The sequence below is a fragment of the Deinococcus misasensis DSM 22328 genome (genome assembly GCF_000745915.1).
Classification (GTDB): Bacteria; Deinococcota; Deinococci; order Deinococcales; family Deinococcaceae; genus Deinococcus_C; species Deinococcus_C misasensis.
Genome location: NZ_KN050783.1, coordinates 1 through 17,094, shown reverse-complemented (window position 1 = coordinate 17,094; position 17,094 = coordinate 1). Strand labels below are relative to the sequence as shown.

The 17,094-nt window shown below is 55.8% G+C and carries 17 protein-coding genes; 8 read left to right on the top strand and 9 right to left on the bottom strand.

All coding sequences use genetic code 11. The features are described 5' to 3' along the window. Positions 1-228: 228 nt before the first annotated feature. Positions 229-804 carry a hypothetical protein gene (locus Q371_RS24705; protein ID WP_034346281.1) on the top strand — a complete coding sequence of 192 codons (576 nt, stop codon included), beginning with the start codon at positions 229-231 and terminating at the stop codon, positions 802-804. A 172-nt stretch (positions 805-976) separates the two neighbouring features. After that, a complete protein-coding gene (gene icd / locus Q371_RS24700) occupies positions 977-2,215 on the top strand; it encodes an NADP-dependent isocitrate dehydrogenase (protein ID WP_034346278.1) in 1,239 nt (412 codons plus the stop codon). A 134-nt stretch (positions 2,216-2,349) separates the two neighbouring features. On the opposite strand, the gene Q371_RS24695 is transcribed toward icd, so the two are convergent. The 3 genes from Q371_RS24695 to Q371_RS24685 form a co-directional block, all read right to left on the bottom strand. Further along, on the bottom strand, positions 2,350-2,565 hold the full coding sequence (locus Q371_RS24695) for a hypothetical protein (RefSeq protein ID WP_157442936.1): 216 nt from the start codon (positions 2,563-2,565) through the stop codon (positions 2,350-2,352). A gap of 101 nt (positions 2,566-2,666) precedes the next feature. Continuing rightward, the gene (gene guaA, locus Q371_RS24690) at positions 2,667-4,184 is read right to left on the bottom strand and encodes a glutamine-hydrolyzing GMP synthase (protein ID WP_034346275.1); all 1,518 of its coding nucleotides are present in this window, start codon (positions 4,182-4,184) and stop codon (positions 2,667-2,669) included. A 265-nt stretch (positions 4,185-4,449) separates the two neighbouring features. Continuing rightward, the gene (locus Q371_RS24685; RefSeq protein WP_034346272.1) at positions 4,450-5,610 is read right to left on the bottom strand and encodes a hypothetical protein; all 1,161 of its coding nucleotides are present in this window, start codon (positions 5,608-5,610) and stop codon (positions 4,450-4,452) included. Positions 5,611-6,005: 395 nt separating this feature from the next. Between Q371_RS24685 and Q371_RS24680 the strand changes: the two genes are divergently transcribed. From Q371_RS24680 to Q371_RS24670, 3 genes are read left to right on the top strand one after another with little or no spacing between them, the layout of a single operon-like run. Continuing rightward, positions 6,006-7,061, top strand: coding sequence for an Mrp/NBP35 family ATP-binding protein (locus tag Q371_RS24680; RefSeq protein WP_034346268.1), 1,056 nt, complete (start codon positions 6,006-6,008; stop codon positions 7,059-7,061). A 5-nt stretch (positions 7,062-7,066) separates the two neighbouring features. Further along, a complete protein-coding gene (locus Q371_RS24675) occupies positions 7,067-7,690 on the top strand; it encodes a helix-turn-helix transcriptional regulator (RefSeq protein WP_034346265.1) in 624 nt (207 codons plus the stop codon). 5 nt (positions 7,691-7,695) lie between these two features. Further along, positions 7,696-8,223 carry a 2'-5' RNA ligase family protein gene (locus tag Q371_RS24670; RefSeq protein ID WP_034346262.1) on the top strand — a complete coding sequence of 176 codons (528 nt, stop codon included), beginning with the start codon at positions 7,696-7,698 and terminating at the stop codon, positions 8,221-8,223. A gap of 18 nt (positions 8,224-8,241) precedes the next feature. On the opposite strand, the gene Q371_RS24665 is transcribed toward Q371_RS24670, so the two are convergent. From Q371_RS24665 to Q371_RS24655, 3 genes are all read right to left on the bottom strand, one after another. Next, on the bottom strand, positions 8,242-8,625 hold the full coding sequence (locus tag Q371_RS24665; protein ID WP_245618468.1) for a globin domain-containing protein: 384 nt from the start codon (positions 8,623-8,625) through the stop codon (positions 8,242-8,244). Positions 8,626-8,628: 3 nt separating this feature from the next. Continuing rightward, entirely contained in the window at positions 8,629-10,446 is a 1,818-nt protein-coding gene (locus tag Q371_RS24660; protein ID WP_169743926.1) for an alpha-amylase/4-alpha-glucanotransferase domain-containing protein, read from the bottom strand. 204 nt (positions 10,447-10,650) lie between these two features. Then, positions 10,651-11,259 (bottom strand): ribonuclease HII, encoded by a 609-nt coding sequence (locus Q371_RS24655; RefSeq protein ID WP_034346253.1) that lies wholly within the window; start codon positions 11,257-11,259, stop codon positions 10,651-10,653. Positions 11,260-11,495: 236 nt separating this feature from the next. Here Q371_RS24655 and Q371_RS24650 point away from each other — a divergent pair, with 236 nt between their 5' ends. After that, positions 11,496-12,617, top strand: a complete 1,122-nt coding sequence (locus Q371_RS24650) for a class I SAM-dependent methyltransferase (protein ID WP_051965228.1) — start codon at positions 11,496-11,498, stop codon at positions 12,615-12,617. 114 nt (positions 12,618-12,731) lie between these two features. Beyond that, the gene (gene rpoD, locus Q371_RS24645; protein WP_034346249.1) at positions 12,732-14,132 is read left to right on the top strand and encodes an RNA polymerase sigma factor RpoD; all 1,401 of its coding nucleotides are present in this window, start codon (positions 12,732-12,734) and stop codon (positions 14,130-14,132) included. A gap of 77 nt (positions 14,133-14,209) precedes the next feature. On the opposite strand, the gene Q371_RS24640 is transcribed toward rpoD, so the two are convergent. From Q371_RS24640 to Q371_RS24630, 3 genes are all read right to left on the bottom strand, one after another. Continuing rightward, positions 14,210-14,815, bottom strand: coding sequence for a DedA family protein (locus Q371_RS24640; protein ID WP_051965227.1), 606 nt, complete (start codon positions 14,813-14,815; stop codon positions 14,210-14,212). A gap of 168 nt (positions 14,816-14,983) precedes the next feature. Beyond that, the gene (sufU, locus tag Q371_RS24635) at positions 14,984-15,397 is read right to left on the bottom strand and encodes a Fe-S cluster assembly sulfur transfer protein SufU (RefSeq protein ID WP_034346246.1); all 414 of its coding nucleotides are present in this window, start codon (positions 15,395-15,397) and stop codon (positions 14,984-14,986) included. A 1-nt stretch (position 15,398) separates the two neighbouring features. Then, positions 15,399-16,628: a cysteine desulfurase gene (locus tag Q371_RS24630; RefSeq protein ID WP_034346243.1), complete on the bottom strand. Its 1,230-nt coding sequence runs from the start codon at positions 16,626-16,628 to the stop codon at positions 15,399-15,401. Between the two features lie 226 nt (positions 16,629-16,854). On the opposite strand from Q371_RS24630, the gene Q371_RS24625 reads away from it, so the two are divergent. Beyond that, positions 16,855-17,094 (top strand): helix-turn-helix domain-containing protein (locus Q371_RS24625; RefSeq protein ID WP_034346240.1); only part of this gene is annotated, 240 nt, incomplete at its 3' end.

Genomic DNA, 17,094 nt, shown 5'->3' with positions numbered 1-17,094 from the left:
CCTTCTGCCTTCTGCCTTCTGCCTTCTGCCTTCTTCTTGCCCCTTAAAGCGTGCCTCGGTGACGGCACCGTCGGCACTGGGGCGCTGCCTTCTGCCTTCTGCAATGCTCTCGGCCCTCGGCAAATCGGCCCTTGCCATCTCCCCTCAGCAGTCCACCGGCCCACTCTCACCCCTCAAATGTTTTTCAAGGCAATTCTCCCTATAATTGCGTTGTTTGGAGGTCTTTCCATGATCAAGCATTTCTGGTTTGTTCCAGTGCTGCTGCTCGGGGCTTGTGCGCCCACTGCCAGCGGTCCCACTGGAGAAACCATCCCGAGTGTCAGAAACCATTTGCCTTTTGTGGTGGTGAACGAAGACCAGAGCCGCACGTTTCAGGTACCGGTCTCTGGAGACCAGACAGCCGTTTTGATTGGACGCCAACTGTCTGTGGATGGGCAAGCCTTGAAAGAGCAAGTGTACGCCCTCTCAAAACAGGGCAATTACATTGTGACTGTGCAGGATGGGGGCATTGTGTACATGCCCACCACCAAATTGATGGAGACCAAAGGGTTTTATCCTGAGGTGAAGGAGCAACCCACCGAGCAGTTTTACAAATTCTGCTTCCTGCCAGAGCGTGGACAGCGTTGCAGCACCAACATCCTTGCTGGTGGTGTGACGTTGTATTTCAATTCGCAAGCGGAAAGCCCCATTTTTCAGGTGTATGGGGATCCAGGACAGCGCAGCTTCACGGAAATTCAGGGGAATGGTTTCCTGGTGACCACCCGCATCAACGACTTCAAGACCTTCCTGAACCAGTTGCCTTAAATTCGGTTCATTTCATCTCTGGTCCGGTGTTTTCATTGCCCGGACCTGTTTTTATTGTCAGGGTGTGGTTGTGTCTGTCATGCAGTTACGGAATCTCTGGTTGATTCATCCGCACAAGTGATTTAGTGTACCTGATACACAGCACTTAAAGTAGGCCTTACGGAGGTATTTCATGTCGAAAATCAAGGTTCCCACCGACGGCGTCAAAGTCACCATGCAGGACGGAAAACTGCAGGTTCCCAACAACCCCATCATCCCTTTCATCGAGGGTGACGGCACCGGCCCAGACATCTGGCAGGCTTCTGTCCGCGTGCTGGACGCTGCCGTTGAGAAAGCCTACAACGGCGAGAAGAAAATCGTCTGGATGGAAGTGTACGCTGGCGACAAAGCCAACGAAGTGTACAACGAGACCATCTGGCTTCCCGACGAAACCAACGAAGCTTTCAAAGAGTACCTCGTGGGCATCAAAGGCCCCCTGACCACCCCCGTGGGTGGCGGCATCCGTTCCATCAACGTGGCCCTGCGCCAGATTCTGGACCTGTACGCCTGCGTGCGTCCTGTGACCTACTTTGATGGCGTGCCCACCCCTGTCAAACAACCCGAGCTTGTGGACATGGTGATCTTCCGTGAAAACACCGAAGACATCTATGCTGGCATCGAGTACAAAGCCGGAACCGAGCAGGTTCAGAAACTCATCAAGTTCCTGCAAACCGAATTCGGCGTCAACAAAATCCGCTTCCCCGAGAGCAGCAGTCTGGGCATCAAACCCGTCTCCGAGGAAGGCACCAAGCGTCTGGTGCGTGCCGCCATCCAGTACGCCATCGACAACAACCGCAAGAGCGTCACTCTGGTGCACAAAGGCAACATCATGAAGTTCACCGAAGGCGCTTTCCGCGACTGGGGTTACGAGCTGGCCAAAGAAGAGTTCGGCGCTGTGGAAATTGACGGTGGCCCATGGTGCAAACTGCCCAACGGCATCATCATCAAAGATGCCATTGCAGACGCCTTCCTCCAGCAAATCCTGCTGCGTCCCGCTGAGTACGACGTGGTCGCCACCCTCAACCTGAACGGTGACTACCTCAGTGACGCTCTGGCTGCACAGGTGGGCGGAATCGGCATTGCTCCCGGTGCCAACATCAACTACGTCACCGGACACGCCATCTTCGAAGCCACCCACGGCACCGCCCCCAAATACGCTGGTCTGGACAAAGTGAACCCCTCCAGCGTGATCCTCTCTGGCGAAATGATGCTGCGTCACCTCGGCTGGTCTGAAGCCGCCGACCTGATCCTCAACTCCATGAGCAAAACCATCTCCCAGAAAACCGTCACTTACGACTTTGCCCGCCTGATGGACGGAGCCACCGAAGTCAAGTGCTCTGAATTCGCTGACGCCCTGATCGCCAATCTGTAAAAAGCGTTCAGCTGACAGCTGGGGGCTGTCAGCCCTCAGCTGTCAGCAAAAAACACCAAACACCTTGGAAACCATCTCCAAGGTGTTTTTCTTGTTCTTTACAGGTTCGCTGTGAACTGTTTACTGTGAACTGTCTACTTTTTCTTCAGCAGAGAAACGATCAGGTAAACCACACCACCCACGATGCTGGCGATGATCAGGAAACGCAACAGTCCCTTCAAAAGGCCCACCAGACCGATGAACAGGCCACCCAACAGGTTGAAAAGGATGCCCAGCAGCCAGAGCACCACAATCGCGGCAATCACGATGCCCACGATTTTCAGCAGATTTTCGGTCAAAGATCCTTTCATGGTCATTACCTCACTGAGTCAGAATACGCGAGGATACCCCCGAGGGTTCCGGCAGGAAAAGGGCGCAGCATACAAAACTGCGCCCGGATCCGCTTAAGGCTTCACTCCCACTCGATGGTGGCTGGGGGTTTGGAGGTGATGTCGTAGACCACCCTGTTGATCTCGTGGACGTGGTTCACGATGCGGTTGGAGATGGTGGCCAGAAATTCATAAGGCAGTTGCGCCCACTCTGCGGTCATGAAGTCGGCACTGGTGACGGCACGCAGGGCCACGGTGTAAGAGTAGGTGCGCTCGTCGCCCATCACGCCAACCGATTGGATGGGGGTCAGAACGGCCAGAGCTTGCGCGGTGTGGTTGTACAGGTCGTACTCGCGGAGGCCCGAGATGAAGATGTCATCCACACGTTGCAGGATGTCGATTTTTTCGCGGGTGATGGCACCGAGGATGCGGATGGCAAGACCGGGACCGGGGAAAGGGTGACGCAAACGGATGTGGTCAGGGAGGCCCAGCAGGGCAGCAATTTCACGCACTTCGTCTTTGAAGAGGGTGCGGAAAGGCTCGACCAGTTTGAAAGCGAGGTCCTCGGGGAGACCACCCACGTTGTGGTGGCTCTTGATGTTGGCAGCCCCTTCTCCACCGGCGGATTCGATCACGTCGGGGTACAGGGTGCCCTGTGCAAGGAACTCGAAAGGACCGTACTTGCGGGCTTCACGTTCAAACGCCCGGATGAATTCACGGCCAATGATTTTGCGTTTCTGCTCGGGATCGCTGACCCCATCCAGAGCCCCAAGGAACTCCTCGGAGGCGTCCACGACCACCAGATTCACACCCAGAGGACGCAGGGCCTGCTCCACCTGATCGCGTTCACCCAGACGCAAAAGACCGTGGTCAATGAACACAGCGGTCAGTTGCTCGCCCACTGCTTTGGCCAGCAGGAGGGCAAGTGTGCTGGAGTCCACGCCTCCAGAAATGCCCAGCAGCACTTTGCCAGAGCCGACTTTGGCCCGCACATCGGCAATCAGTTCTTCCACGATGTGCTCGGGGGTCCAGTCGCGGGCCACGCCACACACCTCAAGGAAGTTGAGGAGCACTTGCGTGCCTTTGGGGGTGTGAACCACCTCAGGGTGGAATTGCACCCCATAACGGCGGGTTTCATTGTTCTCGATGGCGGTCACAGGCGTGTCGATGGTCTCCGCAACCACATCGTAGCCTTCAGGCAGGGTGATGACGGAATCGCTGTGGCTCATCCATGCGATGAATTCACCAGAAACCCCAGCAAAAAGGCGACCCGAGTATTTGCTCAGTTCGGCTTTGCCGTACTCGCGTTTGCCTGCACGTTTGACTTCCCCACCTGCCGTGTGGGCCAGATACTGCATGCCGTAACAAATCCCGAGGATGGGCACTTCCAGATCCAGCACCCCTGCTGCAGGTTTGGGTGCATTGTCATCGTAAACGCTGCTTGGGCCACCCGAGAGCACCACACCCTGGGGTTTTTCTTGCAGGATGCGCTCCAGAGGGGCACCGCCGGGAAGGATCACACTGTAGACGCCCAATTCACGGAAACGTCTGGCGATCAGACGGGTGAACTGGCTGCCGAAATCAAGAATCACGATGCTCACAAGAGCCTCCTGTCAAAACCGGCCTCAAAATGGCTTTGAGACCCAAAAAATCAGTCAGGACCGTTCAAACCTCTGGTCGCTGACTGCGCCTGAAAGACCGACCGACATTCCGCAGGGATCACCCTGCCAGAAATTCTTTTGAATTATACGGGAAAGGGTGGGAAATCGACCAGTTTTGTACAGGGAGGCTGAGGGCATGTAGGGGCGAGGCGTGCCTCGCCCTGCGTTGCTGATGCCAAAGCTTTTTATCCCTGTGCCCTCGGCTTCACTGCAAATCAATGGTCATCGGTCCAGAGGTGGGCATTTCCAGTTTGAAGGTGGAGGTGCGCATGCCGGGAACTTCCACTTTCAGGATGTAGTCCCCTTTGACTGAGGGGAAACGCACCGTGCCGGGCACCAGACCGAGGGTGTCTCCGGCTTTGTAACTGCTGCCTTCGGGGACCTTCACTGCGACCAGTTTGGCCTGTGAGTTGTAAGGTTGTCCTTTGCGGGTGAGGGCAAAATCCACGACACAGCATGTGGCGGTGGTTGTGGTTGTGGTGTCTGGGGTTTTGGCTTGCTGGTTGGCAGCGTACCACCAACCGACCCCTGCCCCGGCCAGCAACAAAATGCCAATGCCGATGGTGGTCAGGTAACGCAGGATCCCAGAGCCTCCAGCATTTTGTTGTTGCTGGGCTTGCTGTGGGGTTTGCACCTGACGCCAGGATTCATCGTCGTCCCAACCGATGCGGACCACCACAGGTGGGGCCTCTGGCTCTGAAGGGAGGTCCTCAATCTGGATTTCGGCCTCTTCAAAGGTTTCGGTGGGCTCTGGCTCTGGGGCCGCTTTGACGCTTTGCAAAACCGTCTGGGTGGAGGTCTTGGGCCTTGCCACAAAGTCACGCAGCAGGTGGGCTGCACTGATGAAGTGGTTTTGCATCAGGCGTTCCAGCTGGTTTCGCATGACCGTGGACAGCTCTGAAGAGGGCTGTCCACCCATCAGTTGCATGACCACTTTGGCGAGGTTGCGGATGTCGGTTTTTTCGCTGCCAGAGGTGACTCCAGCTCCAGCGAAAAGCACATCTTTTCCATTCAGAAGGCAGTTGTGGATGGTGAAACGGCCAAAGGTTTTCCCAGCTTCGTGCAGGCCTTGCAGCATGCGCAAACCCGCTTCCCAGATGTCTTCTAAAAGGTCTCTGGGGATGCTTTTGGGAAGAGGCCGGAATGTCAGGGGAAGGCCAGCCATCAGGTAATAATCCCGACCTTCGTGGCCCGAGTCCAGAAACGGCAACAGGTGCGGCGCAGAAAGCTCGGTGAGGGTCAGCGGTTCACGGCTGAGGTACAGCAGAACCGGCATACCGGTGATGGTGTCCGTACCCAGGTAGGTTCGGATGTCGCCGTCCTCCAGCAGGAGTTCAGGCAGGTAAGGACCACACGCGGGAATCACGGGCTGATTATAGCGCCTTTTGTGAAAAAAGGCATGACAATGGGGATGAAAAGCCTGAACAGGTGAGCAGAACACGTTTCAAATTGCCGAGAGCCGAGGGCAGAGAGCCGAGGGCACCCTCAGAACTGTTGACACTGCATCACACAACAAAATTCAGAAAGCCTGACGCCACCATCACCTCAAGCACAAATGCAGTGGTTCTCAAATGTTGAATCAAAAGCTGGAAATGTCTTTCTGGTCTTATGTCTCCACAACACAGGTGGTCACCGGTCACCCGCCCTCGGCCCTTGGCTCTCAGCCCTTGGCAGGGCGCAGCCCTTTTTTCTCAGTTTCGACTCATCTATTGTGACGCTACTCCTTGAGTGCCAACCCCTTGCAGTGCTACCCTGCTTAGCATGCCTGTGGTCACTGAAGACATCGTGTTAAAAGCCCTGAGCCTCGTGAACGACCCCGAGTTGCATCAGGATCTGGTTTCGCTGGGAATGGTCGAACGGGTTTCGGTGAGTGGCACGCAAGTGCACGTCAAGATCAACCTCACCACCCCTGCCTGTCCCCTCAAGGGGGTCATCGAGGCAGACGTTCGCCGCGCCATCGAAGCGGTCGGTGCCAGCAGTGTCAATGTGGAATTTGGTGCCACAGTGCGCTCCAACAACAAACCTGCCCTGCCCGGAATCCAGCACGTGATTCTGGTGGGCAGTGGAAAAGGGGGCGTGGGAAAATCCAGCGTCTCCACCAACCTGGCCATCGCTCTGGCCCAGAGTGGTGCCCGTGTGGGCCTGATGGACGCCGACATTTACGGCCCCAGCATTGCGCACATGCTGGGCAACACCGAAGACCGCATCAAAGCCAACCAGAACAAGCAAATGCTGCCTCTGGAACGCTTTGGGGTGAAATTCCTTTCCATGGCCAATCTGGTGCCCGCAGGTCAGGCTCTGGTGTGGCGTGGTCCCATGCTGCACGGTGCCATCCAGCAGTTCCTCAAAGAAGCCATGTGGGGCGAACTGGACTACCTGATCATCGATTTGCCCCCAGGCACTGGTGATGTGCAGCTTTCTCTGGCCCAGTCGGTCAGCATCACCGGAGCGGTCATCGTGACCACCCCTCAGGATGTTGCCCTGATTGATGCGGCCCGAGCACTGGACATGTTCAAGAAGAGCAGCATTCCGATTCTGGGTGTCGTGGAGAACATGAGTTACTTCATTGCTCCAGACACCGGAACCCGCTACGACATCTTTGGACACGGAGGCGGCAAACGCAAAGCCGAACAGATGGCCCTGCATTTCCTTGGCGAGGTCCCGCTGGACATGCCCCTGCGTGAAGCTTCCGATCAGGGAACCCCAGTGGTGATTTCCCACCCCGAGAGCACTTCTGCTCAGGCCCTTGTGAAGATCAGCCAGAACCTTGCTGGACGCATCAGTGTCCAGAGCCTGCAATCCCTGCCCATGCTGTAACCCTTATGCTGCCCAATCCAGACCACACCAAACGCAAAATTCTGGCCCATCTGAAAGAGTCCTGCGGTGCCACCACCCAGGACCTTGCAGCGGCTCTGGGCGTGACGGTTCCTGCCATCCGCAAACACCTTGTGGATCTGGAAGAGGAGCAGTACATTGCCGGTCAACTGGAAAAACGCTGTGGGAAAGGCCGTCCACAGTTCGTTTACCACCTCACCCACAAAGGCGAGGAGGCTTTCCCCAAGAATTACTCAGGCCTGTGTCTGGATTTGCTGGGCCATCTGGAAAGCCTGTGTGGTGAGCAGATGGTGTTGCAGTTGTTCTCTGCCAGAGAAGAATCCCTGTACCAGCAACTGGCTCCGCAACTGGCGCACCTGACTCTGGATCAGAAAGTACGGAAGTTGTCAGAGCTGTTGTGCGAAGCTGGTTATCAGGCCACCCTCACCGATGCCGGTGAGTGGTTGCTGGAGCAACGCAACTGCCCGAGCATCGCCGTGGCCCGGCGATACAAGGCGCTCTGTCAGTGTGAGATGAGTCTCTACGAACGGCTGCTGGGTGTCCCCATTGAGCGAGTCAGTCAGATCGCTACCGGTGCAGGGGCTTGCCGTTATAAAATAACGAAGGCTTGAGTCCTATGACCTTATACGGCGTTTTGGTTTGGCCCCACCCCGAGTTGATGCGTTTCATTCGGGCGTTTCAGCGAGATCATCAGTTGGCAGGATACGGCGTACCGCACATCAATTTGCGCTCACCGTTTTACTGGCAAGGCAGCGAAGAGGAATTGAAAGAGAAGTTTCATGACCTTTCCCGCGACCTCTCCACACTGACCCTCAGCTCGTGCGGGTGGAAAAGGTTCCCGAATGTGCTTTACGTCTCGCTGGAGAGCACCCCGAGTTTCCGGGAAGCCCACCAGATGTGCAGGACCCTTGGAGGAGAACCGTTCAAACCCGTGGATGGGCCGGATTACCTGCCCCACATCACGGTCGGACTTGGGATTGTCCCGTGGGAGGAAGAAGCTGTCTGGCAACTTGCCCAGCAGACCTACATCCCCCACCTGACCTGGACCTGTTCTGAACTGGTGCTCACCAAGGATGTGTGCGGAGAATTCACCATTGTGGATTCGGTGCCACTCAACCGTTCCAGTGTGCTCGTGGACCATTGATGGCCCAGCAAAACAGCTTCATTGGTTGATCATGTGAACCGCAGTTCGCGCGAGGGCAGCAAAAATGTCCTCGCGCAACTTTTGGTCTGGCACAGTGTCCTGCAACGCCTGCTGCATGCAAGAGAGCCATGCTCTGGCCTCTGTCTCTCCGATGGGGAAAGGCAGGTGCCGCATGCGCAACCTCGGGTGTCCGTACTTCTGCAGGTACAGAGAAGGACCCCCAAAAAAGCCACTCATGAAAGCAAACTGCTTTTCGCGGGTTTCGGTGAGGTCCTCGGGGAAGATTTCGCTAAGCCGGGGATGCTGGTGCACCAGATCGTAAAATCGGTGGATCAATGTCCAGAGCCCCGCTTCGGTCAGGCGGTCATAGAGGGTGGCTTCTTCCATGGGCCGAAGGTCCACGGGTCACAACTCCTCAACATGAACATTGAAGGCCAACCGTCTGGAACGGCCCTTGGGCAAATCCAGATCGAAGACCGGCATGAACACGCTGGACTGGTACAGGGGGCGTTTGCGGTCACAGACCACCGGGTAGTGCCAGATGGTGGCTTCGCGCCCCTCGAATTCAAAAACCACCCTTATGCCAAGCCACTCGTCCACGATGCCTGCGTGGGTCACCTCGCGGTGCTCCTGTGTGGACCCCAGAGATCCCACTTTGCGTCCATTGATGTAGAAGTAGCGGTCCGGGGAATCTCCGGCCAGCAGACCGAAGTTCCATTTGCTGCCAAAACGGGTGATGATGTCCCAGTCTCCGTGGTTGGTGATGCGGTATTCCAGTTCGATCTGGTGTTCTTTGGGCAGGATTTTCAGGCTCTTTTTGAGTTCCACAGGCACCGGAATCCCGGCAGGACCCCGCACAATGCCCATGCGGCTCAGGGTGACCCGGTTGCGGTATTTGCCCGCGTCAAACAGCCCCGTAGAGAAATCCCCGAGTTCAAGGTACTGTCCATGTGCAAAGGACCTCAGGCTGACCTCTCCGCCAAAGAAGTGCTCCACGAGGGTTCTGGGGTGGGTTCTCGGGTGGTCGCTGTAAGAATCCACGAGGTTGACGGCTTTCTCGCGGTAGTCCCATTCTTGCAGGCTTCCCCCCTCGGTGGGGGAAAAGTGCAGGTTCATGGTGTGGCTTTCCGCAATGAGTTCCTGCACCCCGTCTCCGTTGGTGTCCCGGTAATCGATTTCCAGCCAACTGTACTTGCGGGGTTCAATTTCGTTTTCAGCACGGATCAGGTTGCGATAGGCTTCGAAGCGCACAAAGTTGTACTCGGCACTGGTGGGCCAGTAAGCATCGCCGGTTTGCCCACGCCAGAGGTGCTCATAAGCCTGCTGGGAAGCTCTGGGCGTCAGGTCGAGTTTCAAGCTGGTGTAACGCATGCGTTTGTGCAGGTTGTTGATGCCCGCATACTTGGCCATGGCCTGACGGAAATACCCATCTGGAGCTGCAAACGAGCTGCTGGGCACGTAGACCAGCCCACTGCAAGGCTGTTTGAGTTCGTCCGAGAGGTGCACCAATTGAATGTCGCGGTTTTGCTCAAGGGCTTGAAAGAACCCTTTCAGCCAGCCCTCTTCGTAGCAACGCTGGAAAGTGTCTCCGGTGAGGCCAAAGCTTTCCCCATCCTCCCCGAGGACCACCAGTTGTTTCTGGGCACGGATGTTCTCGATGATGGTGGCAGGCTGGGCGTAAGGCATCTGGTTGTGCAACTGGTGCTGCATCACAAACACCCGCACGTTGTGACCATCGTGCTCGGTCATGTAGAAGGTGGCAGGCAGGGCTTGCTCGGGGATCTGGGTGTCATCGAGCAGGGTGTATTCCACCCCGCACTCAGACAGGGTTTCTGGGAGGTCGGTGTCCCATGCGCACTCGGCAAGCCAGACCCCTTTGCTGCGGGAAGACAGGTGCTGGGCCATCCATTCCCTCTGGGCAGAGATCTGGGCCATCCGGTCCCGTTTGGGGATCAGGGGAAGCAAGGGTTCGTGCATGCCTCCGGCCAGCAGTTCCACCTGTCCCCTTTCAACGAGTTGTTTCAACAGTTGCAGGGTGCTGGGATGGTTTTTTTGAATCCACTGGAGCAGGGTTCCAGAGTAATGCAGGTTGATTTTGATGGTGGGGTGTTCCTGTAACACCTTCAGGAAGGGCAGATACGCTGTCTGGTGTGCTCTTTCAAAGAGGTCAGGCAGGTTCCCGTTGGGTTGATGGTTGTGCACTACAAGGGCTAAACGGCTCACAAGATCACTCCCCAAATTTTGCTTTTATAGATTATAACGTACGCTGCAGAATTGAAAGCCACAAGAGCAAATTCTTTTCGCTTCTCCCCAAGAAGACCGTCAAGAAGTGTTTTTTTTGTTGTGCACATTGACTTCACTTTGCACCAAATGTGAAAGCACATTCTGGCATTTTGTCAGAAAAAACCAGATTTCTTTGCAGCAAAATCAGGAAAATGCATCAAACAAGGACCCTTGTGAAACCGGCTTGAAGGTTTTGCGGTGTTCAGGTGTGATGCCATGCTGCTGCAAAGCCTGAAGGTGCTCGGCTGTGCCATAACCTTTGTGTCCTGCAAAACCGTATTCAGGGTGCCTGTCGTGGAGTTCAATCATGTACTGGTCTCTGGCGGTTTTGGCAAGCAGGCTTGCAGCCGCCACGGTGTAAGAGTTGGCATCTGCTTTGGGGACAGCCAGCAAAGGCAGAGCGGTCTTGATTTTCAAGTAATCGGTGATGACGCCCTCTGGATCAAGCTCCTGCACGATCTCTTCGCTGGCACGGATGACGACCTTCAGGATGCCTGTGGCATCAATGTCTGAAGCAGGCACCAGTTTGATGGCGTATTTCACAGCGTAAGACCGCACATGGGCTGCGAGTTCCACCCGGCGGTCAAACGACAGGGTTTTCGAATCCCGATATGGCAATTCTGGACGCTCTGGAGGCAAGATTACCCCAGCAACCGCCACCGGACCTGCCAGAGCCCCCCGGCCTGCCTCATCAATCCCGAGGATCAACTTGAAATCCCCGAGTTGGGTTTCCAGTGCCCATGAAGGGGTCACAGTTGGGTCCTCCAATGCAGAATCACCCTTGCAGCATTCCATCCTGTTGAGGAAAGCAGAAGGTCGAAAGCAGAAGGCGTTGCAAACGGGATTTCTCCCTTTTGAGTGAAAAATCTCCGTGCTGCACATGGGTTTTCTGTTGTGAGGATTCCTCTGCATGAAAACCTGAACTTGAGTTTCAAGTCCAGCCAGCTTTTACATTCCAAACGCACCATAACGAGTACACTATAGTGCTGATGTATTCTGACCTCAAAATTGCCAAACTTCCTCCCAAACTGCCCGAGCGGGGCATCCTCACCAAAGCCGGCGTGAGGGGTCATCCCGGTCTGGACGATGGTCAGGCCCTTTTGCTGCAAGTCCTGATGGATCCTCCAGTGGATCTGGGCGAAACCGTGCTGGACCTGACCGCCCAGAATGGTGCTGTGGCCCTTTACCTGTCCAACCACCAGATCACCCTTCTGGAGCGGTCCCGAGCGGCTCTGGAGGTGCTGGAACGCCAGTTCAAAGACGATCCCAGGGTCACGGTCAAAGCCAGTCTGCCTTCAGAAGCCTCGGGCAGCTTTGACACCGTGCTGGCGGTTTTGCCTGCCGACAAAGGCAACGAAGCCGTCAAAGAATACCTTCAGGCGGCCTTTGCCTGCACCCGCATGGGTGGGCTGTGCCTGATTGCCGGAGACAAAGACCGGGGGTTTGAGCGCTACTTCAAATGGTTCAAAGTCGCTTTTGGGGAAGGCGAAATTCTGGAACGCCACAAAGGGATGCGGGTCGCCGGGTTCATCAAAGAAAAAACCGAAGCCCAACTGGAGGCCCCTCAAACCTACAGTTACACCTTTGAAGACCTCACTTTGGCTTCCTTGCCTGGCGTGTTCAGCGCCAACAAAATCGATGAAGCCAGCCAGTTGCTCCTGTCCCATTTGCCCTCCCCCGCTGGACAACGGGTGCTGGACATTGGTGCCGGAGCAGGCATTCTCGGGCTGCGGTGTGCTCAGCTCGGGGCTGAAGTGACCTTGCTGGAAGAAGATCTGGCTTCGGTTCGCAGCATCGAAATGAACGCCAGAGCCGCCAACCTCTCGGTCACCGCTTTGCATTCGGATGTGGGGAGTGCCCTTCCAGAGCAAGCAGAATTCGATCTGGTGGTGATGAATCCTCCTTTTCACGTGGGAAGCGATGTGATTCTGGAGGTTGCAGAGGAGTTCATCCGGGTGGCTTACCAGAGGGTCCGCCAGAAAGGTGAAGTGTGGGTGGTGGCCAACCAGTTCCTGCCCTACGAATCCCTGATGGAGGCTTACGGTCCGGTGAAACTGGTGGTGAAAAACAAGAGTTACAAGGTCTTGAGGGGCATCCGGGAACGAAATTGAAGGGCCTCTCGTAAAGGGTAAAACGTGAAGCAAGTTTAAGAAGTCTCCCAGACTTCTGTGCAGAAATTTGCTACACTTCTATGATGCGGTATTCTTGCCGTGAGGGAGTGATACATGACTGAAAAACGCACACGCTCCAAGAAGACCAGCGAGACCATTGAAGTTCCACAAGAATCCACTCCTGTGTCCCAGAGCGCCGCAAAAGTGCGGACCCGCAAGAAAGCCACGGCAGAAGAAGCCCCAAAACCCAAGGGCCGCCGTGCTGCCGCTCCAGTTGATCCTGATGCGGCCCCCAGACCCGAAAAACCCTACATCCAGCATCAGGCCATTCAGGACCTCTTGCGTGTGGGAAAAACCATGGGGGTGCTGTCCACCGATGAAATTGCCGCTGCACTGAACCTCGCTCTGGACGGCACCGGAACCTCTGAAGCCGACATGCTCGAGGAAATCGATGACCTGCAAGGCTTTGTGCAGAGCAAAGGCATCGAAATCAGCGATCTGGCCGATGATGACGATGAAGTGGCCGGCTTTGGCGACGATGACGACGATGACGACGAGGAAGAAGACGAATACTTCGACGACATCCCCAAAACCGTTTCCAACGACCCGGTGCGCCAGTACCTGCATGAAATTGGTCGTGTTCCCCTCCTGACCCTCGACGAGGAAATCGATCTGGCCCGCCGCATCGAAGACGGTGAAGAGGCCCGCAAGCGTCTGGAAGCCGGAGAAAACAGCGAAGACGAGCGCAAACAACGCCGCCTGCAACGCCTTGTGGAAGACGGTCAGTATGCCCGCCAGCAACTGATCGAAGCCAACTTGCGTCTGGTGGTCTCCATTGCCAAGAAGTACACCGGACGGGGTCTGGGCTTCCTGGACCTGATTCAGGAAGGCAACCAGGGCTTGATTCGCGCCGTTGAGAAATTCGAGTACAAACGCCGCTACAAGTTCTCCACCTACGCCACCTGGTGGATCCGTCAGGCCATCAACCGCGCCATTGCCGATCAGGCCCGCACCATCCGCATTCCGGTGCACATGGTCGAAACCATCAACAAACTGACCCGCACGGCCCGCCAGTTGCAGCAAGAACTCTCCAGAGAACCCAGCTACGAAGAGATCGCCGAAGCCATGGGTCCCGGATGGGACGCTGCCAAAGTGGAAGAGGTCCAGAAGGTGTCTCAGGAGCCGGTCTCTCTGGAAACCCCCATCGGTGACGAGAAAGACAGCTTCTACGGCGACTTCATCCCCGATGAGAACCTCGACAGCCCCGTTGAGAACGCCGCCAAAACCCTGCTCAGCGAGGAACTGGAGAAAGCCCTCTCCAAACTCACCGAGCGTGAAGCCATGGTGCTCAAACTGCGCAAAGGCCTCGTGGACGGACGTGAACACACCCTTGAAGAGGTGGGACAGTACTTCAATGTCACCCGTGAGCGCATCCGCCAGATCGAGAACAAAGCCCTGCGCAAACTGAAATACCACGAGTCCCGCACCCGCAAACTGCGCGACTTCCTGGATTGATCTTCTCCCCTTTCAGTTAAAATTTCAGTCAAAAACAGCCCTTAGGGGCTGTTTTTTGTTTGGTTTGAAGGGTTTGCTCAGTGGTTTTTGGCGGGCTTGAGCATCCGGTAACCCACCGGAATGAGGGGCACCAGAAAAGCACACAGGATGATGATCAGGATGTACTTGTCGAGGGTTTTGGGATCGATGCCCAGCATGGGCACCACATAATAAGCCAGCAAGGGCAAACTGACCGTCCAGAGGGCAGCACTGAACATGTTCAACAGCATGAACAGGCCGTAATTCATGCGGACCATTCCGGCCAGTGTGGGCACAATGGCCCGCACGCCCGGCACAAAGCGGGACAGGATGATCGCCAGAGCACCGTACTTCTGGTAGAAATACTCGGCTTTGGTGATGTTCTCGGGTTTGAAGAGTTTGCTGTTCTGGTTGCTGAAGACCGCTCGGCCATACTTGGCCCCCACCCAGTAACCCACAGCATTGCCCAGCACAGCTCCAATGAAAGCAGAGAGGATGGTGGTCCAGATGTTCAGGGTTCCGGTGGCCGCAATGGTGCCCACGGCCAAAAGCAAAGTGTCTCCGGGCAGAAAAAAGAAAATCAGAAAACCTGTTTCAAGCAACAAAGTTGCGGCAATGCCAATGTAGCCGAACTTCAGAATGATGTCTTGCAGATGCTCCAGCAAAATGCTTCTCCTTTGGGCCAGATGGCCAGCTCTGGGTGAAATCGTACCATTCAGAAATTAAGGCTTTGTGATCGGTGTTTGTACGAGCATGCTCAGCTTGCCTGAAACACAAAAGAAGGTCGGCCCAAAAGCCAACCTTCTTCACTGTTCTTGCCTCAAACCGAGGTTTTACTTCAGGGCTTCGTCCAGAGTGGTCCAGGGCAAAGAAGCGCACTTGACCCTGGCGTGAATTTTGGAGATGCCTTGCAATGCAGAGAGTTCTCCCAGCTCTGGGTGGGGGGTGCCGTTTCGCAGCATGTTTTTGAAGTAACTGCTGAGGTCCTGCACCTCTGAGACTTTTTTGCCCTTGATGGCCTCGGTCATGAGGCTTGCTGTGGCCTGCGAAATGGCACACCCATGCCCCTTGAAACGGGCCTCTTTGACAACCCCATCTTCGATGGTGAGGTCCAGGGTGATCTCGTCTCCGCAGGAGGTGTTTTTGCCTTCCTGACGGTGGGTGTGGGGCTCCAGTTCTCCGTAATTTCTGGGCTTTTTGTAATGCTCCAGAATGATCTGTTTGTAAAGGTCTTCCAGCAAACTCATGTCACTCCTTGAAGAAGGACACGATGTCCTTCAAGGCCTCAATCCAGAGGTCGATGTCCTGACGGGTATTGTACAGGTAGAAACTGGCCCTTGCTGTGGAACCCACCCCCAGAGCCCGCATCAGGGGTTGGGCGCAGTGGTGACCGCTCCGGACGCAAATGGCGTGTTCATCTAGGAAACCTGCCACATCGTGGGAATGAATGCCCTGCAAGTTGAAACCGATGACCCCTGCACGGTCCGGGCCGATGGGACCGTACTGGATCAACTCTGGAATCTCCTGAATGCGTTCCAGGGCATACCCAATCAATTCCTGCTCATGCTGGAAAACCCGTTCCATTCCGAGGTCTTGCAGGTACTGGGCAGCCACGCCCAGAGCAATCACTTCCGCAATGGCAGGGGTTCCTGCTTCAAACTTGTTGGGCAAGTCTGCGTAAGTGGAGTGGTCAATGTACACCTGATCAATCATGTCTCCCCCACCCAGAAACGGCGACATGGACTCCAGCAACTCTGGACGGGCATACAGGGCACTGGCCCCGGTGGGACCGCACATTTTATGCCCACTGAAGGCATAAAAGTCCACATCCAGAGCCTGCACATCCACAGGCAGGTGGGGAACGCTCTGGGCACCATCCACCAGAACCACTGCCCCCACCTGATGGGCCATGCAGGTCAGGTCCTGAATGGGGTTGATGGTCCCAAGGGCATTGGAAATGTGGGTCACCGCGACCAGTTTCACGTTTCCAGAAGCCAGTTTCTGCTGGTAATCCTGCAGGTCCAACCTGCCCTCTGGGGTGATGCCCACCCCCACCACAGATGCACCTGTGGCTCTGGCAGCGATGTGCCACGGCACCAGATTGGAGTGGTGCTCCATTTCGGTGACCAGAATCTGGTCCCCTTGTTTCAGGTGGTCCAGAGCCCAGGTTCGGGCAACCAGATTGATGGCTTCGGTGGTGTTGCGGGTGAAAACCACCCCATTCTCAGGGGCATGGATCAGGCTTGCCACTCTGGCACGGGCCTCTTCATAGAGGTGGGTGGATTCCATGGACAGGGAATACGATCCCCGGTGGATGTTGGCGTTGGTGTGCTCGTAAAAATGGGACAGGGCTTCGATGACCTGTCGGGGTTTCTGGGCGGTGGCGGTGGAGTCCAGATACACCAGCCTTTTGCCGTTCACAGTGCGTTGCAGAATTGGAAAGTCCTGCCGGACCTCTTCCCAGCTTCGGATGCTCATGGTTTCAGTTTAGGGGTTTGAGGCAGGGACATTGGTAACCGTATTCCGATGTGAGAACTCGGGATTGGGCCTGCGGCCAGCAGAAGGCTGTGTGAGGGCTTGGCAAACCTCGCCCATTTGCCGAGAGGCCGAGAGCCGAGAGCGTGATGTGCCACACGGTAAAAATCATCTAGTGCAGGATCACAAGTGAGATTGTGAAGATGTCCGTCATCTGTCACAGTGAGCTATGGGCAGCAAAGTCAAAGTCCGACCCCTCAGCGAAACAGAAGTCCAGCACATCCAAGATCAGCTCAAATCCAAAGACGCCTTCACGGTGCGGCGCAGCCAGATTCTGCTGGCCAGCCATGAGGGTCAGGTGGTCTCCCAAATTGCCAGGTCCCTGAGAATCGCCACCCAAACAGTACGCAACACTTTTAGAGCTTTTGAAGCAGACGGTTTAGCGAGCCTACACGAACAATCCCATCGG

What these genes read in the sequence shown, in the direction of transcription:
- Q371_RS24705 (WP_034346281.1), top strand. Translation starts at nt 229, where the DNA reads ATGATCAAGCATTTCTGGTTTGTTCCAGTGCTGCTGCTCGGGGCTTGT.
- icd (WP_034346278.1), top strand. Translation starts at nt 977, where the DNA reads ATGTCGAAAATCAAGGTTCCCACCGACGGCGTCAAAGTCACCATGCAG.
- Q371_RS24695 (WP_157442936.1), bottom strand. Translation starts at nt 2,565, where the DNA reads ATGAAAGGATCTTTGACCGAAAATCTGCTGAAAATCGTGGGCATCGTG.
- Q371_RS24680 (WP_034346268.1), top strand. Translation starts at nt 6,006, where the DNA reads ATGCCTGTGGTCACTGAAGACATCGTGTTAAAAGCCCTGAGCCTCGTG.
- Q371_RS24675 (WP_034346265.1), top strand. Translation starts at nt 7,067, where the DNA reads ATGCTGCCCAATCCAGACCACACCAAACGCAAAATTCTGGCCCATCTG.
- Q371_RS24670 (WP_034346262.1), top strand. Translation starts at nt 7,696, where the DNA reads ATGACCTTATACGGCGTTTTGGTTTGGCCCCACCCCGAGTTGATGCGT.
- Q371_RS24650 (WP_051965228.1), top strand. Translation starts at nt 11,496, where the DNA reads ATGTATTCTGACCTCAAAATTGCCAAACTTCCTCCCAAACTGCCCGAG.
- rpoD (WP_034346249.1), top strand. Translation starts at nt 12,732, where the DNA reads ATGACTGAAAAACGCACACGCTCCAAGAAGACCAGCGAGACCATTGAA.
- sufU (WP_034346246.1), bottom strand. Translation starts at nt 15,397, where the DNA reads ATGAGTTTGCTGGAAGACCTTTACAAACAGATCATTCTGGAGCATTAC.
- Q371_RS24630 (WP_034346243.1), bottom strand. Translation starts at nt 16,628, where the DNA reads ATGAGCATCCGAAGCTGGGAAGAGGTCCGGCAGGACTTTCCAATTCTG.